General features: G+C 64.8%; 14 protein-coding genes and 1 pseudogene. 5 read left to right on the top strand and 10 right to left on the bottom strand.

The genetic code is table 11. From position 1 onward, the window contains the following. Positions 1 to 23: 23 nt before the first annotated feature. A pseudogene (locus tag U5771_RS09750) lies at positions 24 to 146 on the bottom strand (porin); the annotation flags it as partial. A gap of 340 nt (positions 147 to 486) precedes the next feature. Here U5771_RS09750 and pqqA point away from each other — a divergent pair. Continuing rightward, positions 487 to 627, top strand: coding sequence for a pyrroloquinoline quinone precursor peptide PqqA (gene pqqA, locus U5771_RS35580; RefSeq protein ID WP_415859396.1), 141 nt, complete (start codon positions 487 to 489; stop codon positions 625 to 627). Between the two features lie 34 nt (positions 628 to 661). On the opposite strand, the gene U5771_RS09740 is transcribed toward pqqA, so the two are convergent. Further along, a complete protein-coding gene (locus U5771_RS09740) occupies positions 662 to 1,633 on the bottom strand; it encodes a LysR substrate-binding domain-containing protein (RefSeq protein ID WP_322023756.1) in 972 nt (323 codons plus the stop codon). A gap of 136 nt (positions 1,634 to 1,769) precedes the next feature. On the opposite strand from U5771_RS09740, the gene U5771_RS09735 reads away from it, so the two are divergent. The 4 genes from U5771_RS09735 (at position 1,770) to U5771_RS09720 (ending at position 5,871) form a co-directional block, all read left to right on the top strand. Then, positions 1,770 to 4,070 carry an NADP-dependent malic enzyme gene (locus tag U5771_RS09735; RefSeq protein WP_322023755.1) on the top strand — a complete coding sequence of 767 codons (2,301 nt, stop codon included), beginning with the start codon at positions 1,770 to 1,772 and terminating at the stop codon, positions 4,068 to 4,070. Positions 4,071 to 4,215: 145 nt separating this feature from the next. Continuing rightward, positions 4,216 to 4,944 carry a transporter substrate-binding domain-containing protein gene (locus tag U5771_RS09730; RefSeq protein WP_322023754.1) on the top strand — a complete coding sequence of 243 codons (729 nt, stop codon included), beginning with the start codon at positions 4,216 to 4,218 and terminating at the stop codon, positions 4,942 to 4,944. Between the two features lie 15 nt (positions 4,945 to 4,959). Continuing rightward, the gene (locus tag U5771_RS09725) at positions 4,960 to 5,166 is read left to right on the top strand and encodes a hypothetical protein (RefSeq protein WP_322023753.1); all 207 of its coding nucleotides are present in this window, start codon (positions 4,960 to 4,962) and stop codon (positions 5,164 to 5,166) included. Between the two features lie 300 nt (positions 5,167 to 5,466). Then, positions 5,467 to 5,871, top strand: coding sequence for a hypothetical protein (locus tag U5771_RS09720; protein WP_322023752.1), 405 nt, complete (start codon positions 5,467 to 5,469; stop codon positions 5,869 to 5,871). 271 nt (positions 5,872 to 6,142) lie between these two features. Here the strand turns inward: U5771_RS09720 and U5771_RS09715 are convergent, their stop codons facing one another. The 8 genes from U5771_RS09715 to U5771_RS09680 all read right to left on the bottom strand — a co-directional run bounded on the left by U5771_RS09715 (position 6,143) and on the right by U5771_RS09680 (position 12,117). Beyond that, entirely contained in the window at positions 6,143 to 7,270 is a 1,128-nt protein-coding gene (locus tag U5771_RS09715; RefSeq protein ID WP_322023751.1) for an aminotransferase class V-fold PLP-dependent enzyme, read from the bottom strand. Positions 7,271 to 7,518: 248 nt separating this feature from the next. Beyond that, the gene (locus tag U5771_RS09710; protein ID WP_322023750.1) at positions 7,519 to 7,896 is read right to left on the bottom strand and encodes a RidA family protein; all 378 of its coding nucleotides are present in this window, start codon (positions 7,894 to 7,896) and stop codon (positions 7,519 to 7,521) included. A gap of 254 nt (positions 7,897 to 8,150) precedes the next feature. Continuing rightward, entirely contained in the window at positions 8,151 to 8,594 is a 444-nt protein-coding gene (locus tag U5771_RS09705; RefSeq protein ID WP_322023749.1) for a cytochrome c, read from the bottom strand. Positions 8,595 to 8,674: 80 nt separating this feature from the next. Next, positions 8,675 to 9,184, bottom strand: coding sequence for a cytochrome c (locus U5771_RS09700; protein WP_322023748.1), 510 nt, complete (start codon positions 9,182 to 9,184; stop codon positions 8,675 to 8,677). Next, entirely contained in the window at positions 9,181 to 9,726 is a 546-nt protein-coding gene (locus tag U5771_RS09695; protein WP_322023747.1) for a methylamine dehydrogenase light chain, read from the bottom strand. The genes U5771_RS09700 and U5771_RS09695 overlap by 4 nt, the downstream gene beginning before the upstream one ends. 39 nt (positions 9,727 to 9,765) lie before the next feature. After that, positions 9,766 to 10,401 (bottom strand): methylamine dehydrogenase accessory protein MauD, encoded by a 636-nt coding sequence (mauD, locus tag U5771_RS09690; protein ID WP_322023746.1) that lies wholly within the window; start codon positions 10,399 to 10,401, stop codon positions 9,766 to 9,768. Next, a complete protein-coding gene (locus U5771_RS09685) occupies positions 10,398 to 10,952 on the bottom strand; it encodes a MauE/DoxX family redox-associated membrane protein (RefSeq protein ID WP_322023745.1) in 555 nt (184 codons plus the stop codon). Before U5771_RS09685 ends, mauD begins: the two co-directional genes overlap by 4 nt. Positions 10,953 to 10,959: 7 nt before the next feature. Beyond that, positions 10,960 to 12,117, bottom strand: a complete 1,158-nt coding sequence (locus U5771_RS09680; protein ID WP_322023744.1) for an amine dehydrogenase large subunit — start codon at positions 12,115 to 12,117, stop codon at positions 10,960 to 10,962. Positions 12,118 to 12,272 lie beyond the last annotated feature (155 nt).

The following is a 12,272-nucleotide window of genomic DNA, read 5'->3' as shown; positions in this document are numbered from 1 at the left end:
GAGACCGGCCGAACCGAAACGGCCGCACCGTAGTTGAAGCCGCGCGACGGGTTGCCGAACGCGTACTGCGCCTGCACGTCGAAGCCGCCGATCACCGGGCCGTGATATTCGATGTTGTTGCGGCTCTGCGGCCAGTTGCGGCCAGTTGCGGCCGCGCACGAGCAATCAATGGTGCAACGCACACCGTACGAATCGGCGTGCACGCGTATGACGTGGCGATCCTCCGAACAAAGACGGAAGAAGCCACAAGACGATGGAGTCGACACGGAACGCGCGAGCCGCCGAGAACCTGCTTTCGTTGGGGACCGACTATCAGGTTAGGACAAGCACCACGCAATGAACAACCATAATTTGGAATCTCACCGATGCCGTTTTTTCTTGATGACGCAATCGGCTCATGCAAGCATCGGCCTTGCCACCTCTGTTGCCGGCCATGCGCCGTGACAATCCAGTAATGGATGACAACGCAACTGACGACGGCATTGCATGCAGTTGTGCGAGCGCGGTGTGTACGAGTGCTTCGACACCTGTCGATCTTGCAAAGAAGCTTGCATCATGTGGACCCAACCCGCCTATACCGACCTGCGCCTCGGCTTCGACATCACCCTGCATGTTTCGAATCGATGACAGCACGCCATACCATCGGCCGGCAGACGGTGCCTTATCTCGGCACTTCGACGTAGGTTTCCCTGCAGATCTCGCGCAGCGCCTGGACGAGCACATCCCGCGTCGGCGCATGCGCTTCGGCGGCGCGGGTAAACAACGCGATCGGCGGCAGCGTCCAGACCAGCGAGTAAGGCACGATCGCCACGCCGGCGATGCGCACCATTTCTTCCGCGATATCGGCCGGCACGATCGACACCGCGTCGTCGCTCGACGCGATCATCTCGCCGATCAGCTTCGACGAGTAGCTTTCGACGATCGGCACGGGCGGCGCGATGCCCGCCGACAGAAACAGATCGGTCACCTGCTCCCGCATCGGCGTATGCGGCGCGCCGAGAATCCAGTCCAGCGCGTGCAGCTTCTCCCAGTCGAGCCTCGTGCGGGCCAGTTTCGCGGCGAGGCGCCGGCTCGCGATCATCCGCGGTTGCTGCTGGTACAGCACCTCGAAGGAGACCTGCCCCAGATCGACCGCCGACGACGCCCGCCCGATCACGAGGTCGACGCTGTGATCCTTGAGCTGCAGCAGCAACTGGTCGCTGGTGCCTTCGTGGATCGTCACGGTCAGGCGCCGCTCCATCCGGGACTGCAGGCGCTTGAGCGCCGCCGACAGCATCTGGCCCGAAATAAACGGAATCACGCCGATATGCAGGTGGGCCGCGTGGCCGGCGGCGACCGCCTCCATCTCGCGGGCGAGATGGTCGAGATCCTTCAGCATCGCCTTGGCGCGCTCGAGCACGACCGAACCGAGCGCGGTCGGCCGCATCCCGCGCGACGAGCGCTCGAACAGCGGCGTGCCGAACATGCTTTCCAGCTCGGACAGCGCGTTCGTCACGGCGGGCTGGCTGCTGGCCATGTGCTCGGCAACGCGCGTCAGCGACCCGTGCTGCTGGATCTGCAGCAACAGCATCAGGTGCCGCATCTTCAGGCGCGCGCCAAGCCGCCTGACCACGTCGTTCGCGTCGAATGTCATTGCCGGACCGCCACACCATCATGAAAAAGTGATGGACCGATATTAAAACAGAATCATCTCCTTATGGCCGATCCCTAGAATCACCGTCATGGATCGCGTCGGGACTGGCCTGGCGCGCACGCCCGGACCCGACAACATGAAACAGACAGAGACCCAGCAGCAGGCCGCGTACGACTATCACGAGTTTCCGACCCCGGGGAAGATCTCCGTCGTCGCCAGCAAGCCGCTCGTGACGCAGCGCGATCTCGCGCTCGCCTACACGCCCGGCGTCGCCAGCGTGTGCGAGTCGATCGCCGCCGAGCCGCTGAACGCGCATCGCTTCACGAGCCGCGGGAATCTGGTGGGCGTCATCACCAACGGCACCGCCGTGCTGGGTCTGGGCAACATCGGCGCGCTCGCGTCGAAGCCGGTCATGGAAGGCAAGGCCGTGCTGTTCAAGAAGTTCGCCGGGATCGACGTGTTTGACATCGAGATCAACGAGACCGATCCGGACAAGCTCGTCGACATCATCGCCGGCCTCGAGCCCACCTTCGGCGGGATCAACCTCGAGGACATCAAGGCGCCGGAGTGCTTCACCGTCGAGCGCGAAGCGCGCGAGCGCATGAAGATCCCCGTCTTCCACGACGACCAGCACGGCACCGCCATCACCGTCGCCGCCGCGTTCATCAACGGGCTGAAGGTGGTCGGGAAGTCGATCAAGGAAGTGAAGGTCGTGACGTCGGGTGCCGGCGCCGCGGCGCTGGCCTGCCTGGACCTGCTCGTCGACCTCGGGCTGCCGGTCGCGAACATCTGGGCGACGGATATCGAAGGCGTCGTCTATCGCGGCCGCACCACGCTGATGGATCCGGCCAAGGAACGCTTCGCGCAGGACACCGACGCGCGCACGCTGTCCGAGGTGATCGGCGGCGCCGACGTGTTCCTCGGGCTGTCGGTCGGCGGCATCCTGAAACCGGACATGCTGAAGGCGATGGCCGCGCGTCCGCTGATTCTCGCGCTCGCCAATCCGACGCCGGAAATCTTCCCGGAACTCGCGCACGCGACGCGCGACGACGTCGTGATCGCGACGGGCCGCTCGGACTTCCCGAACCAGGTCAATAACGTCCTCTGCTTCCCGTATATTTTCCGCGGCGCACTGGATGTGGGCGCGACGACGATCACCCGCGAAATGGAAATTGCCGCGGTTCACGCGATCGCCGGCCTCGCGCAGGAAGAACAGAACGACATCGTCGCGGCGGCCTATGGCGGCGACGAAGTGTCCTTCGGTCCGCAATACCTGATTCCGAAGCCGTTCGATCCGCGCCTGATCGTGCGGATCGCACCGGCCGTGGCCAAGGCCGCGATCGAAGGCGGCGTGGCGACGCGCCCGCTCGCGGATCTCGATGCGTATGTCGAGCAGCTGCAGCAGTTCGTCTACCACTCGGGCGCGTTCATGAAGCCGCTGTTCGCGACCGCGCGCCAGCTCGTGCGTGACGGCGGCAAGGCCCGCATCGTGTTCACCGAAGGCGAGGACGAGCGCGTGCTCCGCGCGGTGCAGGTCATCGTCGACGAGAAGCTCGCGCGTCCGATCCTGGTCGGGCGTCCGGAGGTGCTGCTGGCGCGTATCGAGCGATTCGGCCTGCGTCTGCGTCTCGGTCAGGATGTCGAGGTGACCAATCCGGAATACGACGAGCGCTTCCCGCAGTACTGGACGACGTATTGGGAACTGCGCTGCCGCGACGGCATCTCGAAGGAAATGGCACGCGTCGAGATGCGACGTCGCCTGACGTTGATCGGCGCGATGATGGTGCGGCTCGGCGATGCGGACGGGATGATCTGCGGGACGGTCGGCGAGTATCACAATCACCTGCGGTTCGTGGACGAAGTGATCGGCAAGAAGCCCGATGCATCGACCTACGCGGCGATGAACATCCTGCTGCTCAATCAGCGGACGGTCGCGCTGGTGGATACGCACGTCAACGACAACCCGGATGCGGAGCAGATCGCGGAGTTCACGATCGCGGCCGCGCGGCAGATGGAGTGGCTGAATCTGACGCCGAAGGCGGCGTTGCTGTCGCGGTCGAACTTCGGGTCGGGGAGCGCGGCTTCGGGCGTGAAGATGCGCCGGGCGCTCGAGATCATCCGCGCGCATGCGCCGGATATCGAGGCGGATGGTGAAATGCACGGCGACTGTGCGCTCGATGAAGCGCTGCGGGCGCGGCTGCTGCCGATGTCGCCGCTGAAGGGCGCGGCGAACCTGCTCGTGTGTCCGAACGTCGATGCGGGGAACATTGCCTATAACCTGCTCAAGACCGAAGCCGGCAGCAACGTTGCCGTCGGACCGTTCCTGTTGGGCGTCAACGGGCCGGTGAACATTCTCACGTCCAGCGCGACCGTGCGACGGATCGTGAACATGACGGCGTTGACGGTGATCGAGGCCAATCGCAACGCGGCTGGGTAATCGCGGTTGATGCGGGGTGGCTACGGCCGCCCCGTCGGTCAGCGGGCTGCGGTCCGCTGAACAACGATCTCCGCGAGTGCAGGTATTAGAATCGTCGGCAATCGGCGCCCGATTCGGCAGCCGTCCCTATTCGCGAGACGTGGCGATGAAGGTAACGATTGCGTACATCGACGAACCGCCATTTGGCTGGACGGAGCCGGACGGCACTGCAACCGGCGCGGACATCGAACTGGCCGGCGAGGTCCTCCGGGCGATCGGCGTCACGCGGATCGAACACCATCTGACGACGTTCAGCGAACTGCTGCCCGGCGTCGCCGAAGGTCGCTGGGACATGAATGTTCCGCTCTTCGTTACACCCGAACGCGCCAGTCTGGTCGCGTTCAGCGTGCCTGTCTGGGGCATCGCGGACGGCTTTCTCGTGCGGGCCGGCAATCCCAAGCAGCTCACCAGCTATGCGTCGCTCGCCAGGCATCCCGATGCCCACCTCGGCATCATCAGCGGACAGGTGCAGCACGACTCCGCGAGAGCCGCCGGCGTAAGCGAGCACCAGATCACCCTGTTCGACCAGCAAGCCGACGCGATTGAAGCGGTGCGCGCCGGCGTCGTCGATGCCTATGCGAGTACGGCGTTGGGGAATCGCATCGTGGCGAATCGGATGGAAGGTGCGTTGCTCGAGGCCGTCGTGAATGAGGCGGAAGCGGATGGCATGCCACACCGGCCGCCGTTGGGTGCCTTCTCGTTCAGTCGACAAAACCGCGGTTTGCTCGATGCGGTCAACCGGCAACTGCGCTCCTGGCTGGGGTCCCCGGCGCATCGCGAGCGCATGGCCGGATTCGGGTTGACCCGCAACGAGATCGATCCCGTTCTCTCCTGATACGGCGCCGTGACGATGAGCATCGGCAAATGGATCAAGCACATCCTGGGCTTCTACAACTCCGTTCAGCATCCGGTCGCGCTTGCCTTCGTGCTCGCGAAGATCGGCGATGCGACTGGCGCACGGCTAGAACTGGACCGCTTTCTGGAAGGGCGCTCGCCGGACGATCAGATTTCCATGCGCATTGGGGCATTGCTGAATATGGTTGCGGCCGCTGCGTGATCGCGGGTAGCAATCGCAGTGCTTCCCGTACCCATGGCGTGCTTGTACGCGCACCCATGCATGCCATGCTCATTGCGTAGCGCGAAGATGCAAAGGCTTCCGGGCATGAACCCGGTGGCCTATGTTCGCTGCCGCACATTGAAGGTCAACGATTGTCATATGGGGATGGCTCGCTATACATGGCGTTAACCGTACCGCGGTAAAGTAGCGAACCCGTGTGAAAACGTCGCGCGATATACAGAGATAGCGAAAAAGAATGAGCGCAGCGCATCCGGATCCGGCCGAGTGTCGTGATCCCGGATGACTACTCAGTTGAACGAAGAGATGAAGTCGATGATTGAAGCAATCAAAACAGGTCTGTTGGTGTCTGCCGTGGCTGCGCTCGCAGGATGCACCTCGGCCTCGGGGCCGGATTTCAGCGCATGGACGCTGCACCGGTCGAACGGTGAAACCGCCTACCGGGTGGACTGCTCCGGCCTGCTCGAAGGCCCGGAAGTCTGTCAGCGCAAGTCACAGGAGATCTGCGGTCAGCAACCGGTACACGTTCTGGAAGCCATCGAGCCTTACAAGACCGGCACCGATCAGAAACCGAACACGCGCGAGCTGACGTTCGAGTGCGGTGCCGCGTCGGTGGCGACTGCTGTTTCTCCGGCGCCCGGTTCGGCAATGAACCGCAACACCACATCGAGCGGCAACGCCAACTGAGGTTGCCCGCATGCTTTGCGACACGACCGATGACGCTTGCGGATCGCGCGTGGCCAATTGCCATCGGGAAGAAGCCGGACAGTTCCAGCATCCGCGATGTTTCACAGTTTCGAAATTTATCGTCAGACGCGTGTACGCGTTGAAAGCTGCCGTCAAAGGCAAGCGGCATTGAACACCGGAAGCGGATCGGAAGCAGCCATTCAAGTACGGCTGCATCCGACCGCGACCGGACGTTCAGGTGCCGCCAGGCACCCTGACATCGAGAAACGCGCTACAGAACCCGTTCCAACGCACTCGCAAACCGCGCAACCGCCGCATCGACATCATTCAGCTTGTCGAGACCGAACAAGCCGATACGGAACGTCTTGAAATCGGCCGGCTCGTCGCATTGCAACGGCACGCCCGCCGCAATCTGCATGCCGACGTCGGCGAATTTCTTGCCGGACCGGATGTCGTCGTCATCCGTGTAACTGACCACGACACCCGGGGCCTCGAAGCCCTCGGCCGCCACGCTCCGGAACCCCTTCCCGGCCAGCAACGCACGAACCCGCGTGCCGAGCTCGAGCTGCTCCGCCCTCACCTTGTCGAAGCCGTACGCTGCCGTTTCCTTGATCACGTCGCGCAGCGTTGCAAGGCTGTCGGTCGGCATCGTCGCGTGGTACGCGAACCCGCCGTTCTCGTACGCTTCCATGATCTGCAGCCACTTGCGCAGGTCGCACGCAAAGCTGGTGCTGGTCGTCGCATCGATCCGCTCGCGGGCAAGCGGACTGAGCATCACCAGCGCACAGCCGGGCGACGCGCTCCAGCCCTTTTGCGGCGCGCTGATCAGCACGTCGACGCCGCTCGCCGCCATGTCGACCCAGATCGTGCCGGACGCGATGCAATCCAGCACGAACATGCCGCCGACCGCATGCACGGCGTCGGCCACCGCGCGCAGATAGGCATCGGGCAGCATCATCCCGGAAGCGGTTTCGACGTGCGGCGCAAAGACCAGATCCGGCTTGTGCTCGCGAATCGCCGCGACGACCTCGTCGATCGGCGCCGGCGCGAACGCCGCCTGCCTGCCCGCTTCGACCGGACGCGCCTTCAGCACGATCGACTCGGACGGAATGCCGCCCATGTCGAAAATCTGCGACCAGCGGAAGCTGAACCAGCCATTGCGGATGACCAGACACTTCCTGTTCGTCGCGAACTGGCGGGCCACGGCCTCCATGCCGAAGGTCCCGCTGCCCGGGACGATCGCAACCGCCTTCGCGTTGTAGACCTGCTTCAGCGCGGTGGAAATATCGCGCATGACGCCCTGGAAGCGCTGCGACATGTGATTGATCGACCGGTCGGTGTACACCACCGAATATTCGAGGAGCCCGTCGCGGTCGACATCGGGAAGTAATCCTGGCACGTTCGCCTCCGGTAAAGGATGAACCATGGGATGAGCGCGAGCGGTGTTCGCGAACGGTTACCGCCGCGCCCATGCAAATCCGCATTATTGCTTCGACGACGAACGATTCTAACGAAAGCCGTGTGATGTTGGGGATTGGGGAATTTTGTGCGGTGCACGCACGCAGCCATGACGCGGCGCACCGCGCGGTACGCCGAACGCATCGCTTGAAAGCCCCTCTCTCGCCGGTTTGCCGGTGCTTCCCGTGCTCAGGGCCGGCAGGCAATCGCTTCGATTTCGATCCTGGTGCCGACCATGTTGGTCGCCTGCAAGGTCGATCGTGACGGCTTGTTCCCCGGAAAGAACTCCGCATAGACCCGATTGAATTCCGCGAAGTCGCGCGCGTCTTCGAGCCAGACGGTGGTTTTCACCACGTCGGCGAGCGAGCATCCCGCCAGCGCGAGTACGTCGGCGACGTTCTTCAACGTCTGGCGCGTCTGCGCGTCGATTCCGCCGGCGACGATACTCCCGTCTTCGTTTCTCGCTACCTGTCCGGATACGAACACCAGATCGCCGGCTCGGGTCGCCAACGATCGAGGCAGGTTTCGAGTGACCGGATTGCTCTCCGCAAAGTATTCGATCGCCATTCGAGCCTCCCTCGATCCATTCGGCGCCTGCGTCGGCCGACGAAAACGAGCGTAGCGCGGAAACGGCGCGCTGCCAATTCGGGATTCTCGAGCGGCAAGCCGTTACGCGCCGCCTCGCGCCGCAGCATCCGGTCGACGTGATGCGCATCGCCGGCGCGGCCTGCCCGATCCTCGGCGTCGTGCCGATCCGCGCGTGACGGCGCGGAGATACCGCGCCGCCCCGCATACCGGCAAAGCTTCAGCAGCGAAGCCGGTCAGTACCGGTCGGACACACCCTCGATCCCGCGCTCGTGCAGTGCTCGGACCAACCCGGCACGCACCGTCGCGACATCCGAAAACGCCGGCCGGCGATGCGCGGCGACTTCGGCCGCCGTATAGGGCTTGAAGTCACGCGGCAGCGCATCGCGGTTCATCGTCATGAGCAGCCAGTTGAGCACGTCGGCGAGCTCCTGGTCCGACAGCGCCGAGTTCGACGCGCCGGGCACGCGCATCACGTACTCGCGCCCGGCCGGCAGATGCGTGAAATAGCCGAGCGAGTTCGCGAGCGGCGGCACCTTGCCCGGAATGCCGCCGCCCGTCGCCGTGTGGCAGCCCATGCAGTTGAGCACCCAGTGCTGTCGCGCGAGCGTGGCGTCGGTCACGCCGTCGGCATGCGCGGGGACGGTTATCGCACATGCCGCGGCAGCGACCACCAGCATCGACGACAGACGGCCTGTCGTGAACGAGCCGATCCGCCACGCCGCCGCCCGCCGGCCGCGACGCCGAATGCACGCGGCATTCACAGCCCCAGCCCCTTCGTCACGACCGCGCGTTGCGCGTGAACGGCCGTGCCGTCCATCTCCTTCGCTCGCGCCGCGCGAATGTCGGCCGCGGTGAACGGCTTCGCGTCGCCGTGCCTGTCGTTGAGATCGAACACGATATGGTTGAGCACGTTCGCGATATCGTCATCGCTCGCACTCGCGAACGACGGCATCTTGAAGTTGTAGCTTTTGTCGTGCACCTTGATCTCGCCGAACATCCCGTGCAGCAGCGTCGCGACCAACTGCGCGCGGCCCGCGTCGGCCGTCGCGTACTTGCCCGGATACTCGGTCAGCGGCGGCGCAAGGCCGTCCTGCCCCTTGCCGCCCGCCTGGTGGCACACCGCGCACTGCGCATCGAACAGGCTCTTGCCCGCCGGGTAATGGACGGCCTGCTGCGCACCGGCCAAACCCGGCACCGCAAGACCCGCGACAGCCGCGACAACCGCCACGCACGCGACAACGATCTTTCCAGCTTGCTTCACTTTCATTGCTTTGCCGCCCCCAGCAGGACCGAAACCGAACAGTGGTAATTCGAATTGCCGTTCGCCATGCACCAGTTGATGTCGTTGTTCAGCGACAGCTTGTACAGCGGCTTCTCGCGCTCGTTGCGGTTGCAGAAGCATTTGCCGCACGACGTCTTGCCGCAGCAGTCGTTGTACGACACGATGTAGTCCGACCCGTCGTGCGGATTGCGGCAGGTGCCGATCCACGTGATCGGCGACGGCGTCGTGCCCGGCGGGCAACTGCTCGACGTGCCGCCGCAGCAACTGCACAGCCAGCCGTCGATCGCGCAGTATTTCCAGTAGTCGCAGCTCAGCGGATCGTCGCTTGCGGCCGACGCGGCAGCACCTGAAGCCGCCGATGCGCCGGACGCCGCATCCGCTGCATACGCGGTGCGATCGACCGGCAGGAGCGGCAGCATCGCCGACCCCACCAGCACCTTGCCGAGCTTCGCCATCGCACTGCGCCGCGAACTATGCTGCGCGACACCGCGCGCCGAGCGCTCGAACCATGAATCAAACACGCCCATGTCGTTGTTCTCCGTTGACGTTGAAAGAGGGGCGGCCGATCACGCGTGCTGCGCGTGCTCTGCGTGACCGCCGTGGTCGTGATCGCCGTGCACGAACTGCTGCAGCGATGCGACGCCACGCTCCTTCGCTTCGAACAGGCTCTCGAGATGCTCGCGGGTGTTGACGAGCCCCTTCGCGCGCACGGTGCCGGTGTCGTCGAGCAGCACCGCGTACGGCAGCTTGCCGATCTGGTACGCGAGGCCGAGCTCCTGCGACAGCACGTACGGGAAACGCGCGAGGTCGTGCTTCCGCGCGAAGCGCGTGTGTTCGTCGAGATCGCCGTCGCTGGCGAGCACGATGTTCACCGGCGTCGATTCGCTCGCCTGCAGCGACGGCAACAGCGGCAGCAGCTTCTTGCAGACCGGGCACGTCGGCGACAGGAAGAACAGCAGCGTCGCCTTGCCCGACGCATCGATGCCGCCCACCTTCACCTGCGAGCCGCGAATGTCGGTCAGCTCGAACATCGGCGCGATCGCGCCGACCGCCGGCCCCTTGTCGATCATCAATGCGCCGGCGGGCATGATGCGTTCGTACAGGATGCCGATCTGGCGCACGAGCGCGAGGCAGATCGCGCCGAGCGCGAGAACGGCGATCCACAGCAAGGCGGTGGAAACGGTGAGAGCGGTTTGCATCATGAATTCCTCAGGTGGGAAAGGCGCGGTACGTTGGCGAGCAGCACGTCGACGGTGAGCAGCGCGCAGACGATCAGCAGCACGGAAGAGAACAGCGTCAGGTAGTCGAACCACACGACCGCGCGGCTGCCCGGCTCGACGAGCGCGGTGGCGGCCAGCGCGACGAGCAGCAGCACGCGTGCGACATGCAGCCAGCCGATGCCGCGCGGCGCATCCGCGCGCGCGGCGGTAAAACCGGAACAGCCGCAGTCGATGTCGGTGTGGCCGCGCAGGATGTTGATCGTGATGCCGGCCGCGAACACGAGCAGCAACGCGATCAGGCCGAGCGCGCCGGTCAGGCGCGTATCGCGAAACAACAGCGCCGCGGCGCACACGACTTCCGCGAGCGGAATCGCAAACGCGGTGGGCGCGGCCAGCGCATCGGGCAACAGGCGATAGCCGGCGAGCGCCTGCCGGAACGCGGCGGGCCGGCGCATCTTCGCGAAGGCGCCGAGCAGCACGACGACGGCGGCGCCGGCCTGCGCGCTGGTGGCGAGTACGGGATCGAGCGTCATCGCGGCCTCACGGGTTCACGAGCAGCGTCGGCGTACTGCCGATCAGCTTCTCGACGTGCCGCGGCTTGCCGGTGTGCGCGTCCATCACGACGAGATCGGACGTGCCCGTCAGCCCGTAGAACAGCGGCTTGTCATCCTCGCTGACCTGGATCGACACGAGCGGATCGACCTTCTGCTGCGCGAGATCCCAGCGCGCGACACGCTGTTTCGTCTTCAGGTCGTACACCCAAACCTGCGTGCCGGGATCCTTGTGCGTGCCGTCGCCGCCCTTGTGCATCAGCACGTAGTAGCGGTTCTGCTTCACCTGCACGGCCGTCTGCTGCATGCCGCCCGGGCGCCAGCCTTCGGCGCGCTCGGCGTCGGTCAGCAACGACCACGACTTGCCGAACGCGGGCTGGTCGCCGCTGAAATCGGCGCTGCGCACGTTGCCGTGATACGTCGTGAACAGATAGCTGCCGCGGTAGCGCGACGCATTGATGAAGGCCGGATCGTTGTCGACGTCGATGAACGCATCGGACATCGTGCGCTTCGCCTCCTTGCCGTTCGCGTCGAGCGTGACGGTGAGCGCCTTGCCGCTTTCGCACAGCGCGGTGAAGCGGTCGTTCCCCGACGGATACGCGAGCACGCATGCCGCGGTGTCGATCTCGGACAGCACCTTCTTCGACACCGCGTCGATCACCGTCACCGATGCGGCCGGCGTGATGTTCGCGACGTACAGCCGCTTGCCGTCCGCGCTGAACGCGGTGTTGTACGGCGACGGCACGTGTTGCCCGTGCTTCGCGGGAATCACGATCTCGCCCGCATGATCGAGCGTCGTGTTGTCGGTCATCTCGACGACGTCGGTGCGCGTGCCGTGCGAGCCGCGCGAGAAATAGGTCGTCGCGATGAAGCTCGTCTTGTGGTCGGGCGAGATCGCGAGGCCGGGCGCGAAGCCGCCGTCGATCTGGCCGAGCAGCTTCGTCGCGTCGGCGTCGTACACGAAGATGCGCCCGTCGGTCATCGTCGGCATCGCGATGTCGACGACGTACACCTTGTGCGGATGCCACGGCGGCATCTTCTGCACGACCAGTTCCTCGGGCTTTTCCGTCGCGTCCGCGGTGCCGGCCCACGCCGCCGCGAACGCCAGCGTCGCCGCGAAAGCCGCGGTGCGTCGCCTTGTTCTCATGTCGCCTCCAGTTGGGAATCACGTTATGTGGGGCGACTGTAGTTCGACAATAAATCCGCTCAGCACCCGGACCGGCAACGCGTGCGTGCCGATTCGGGATATTGGAAAACCGCCTGAAAGGCACTTGCCGTCACCCCCTTCCGACCCCTCAAAAA

The organism is Burkholderia sp. BCC1977 (assembly GCF_905339595.1).
GTDB lineage: Bacteria > Pseudomonadota > Gammaproteobacteria > Burkholderiales > Burkholderiaceae > Burkholderia.
This window is presented reverse-complemented; position numbering and strand designations above follow the sequence as displayed.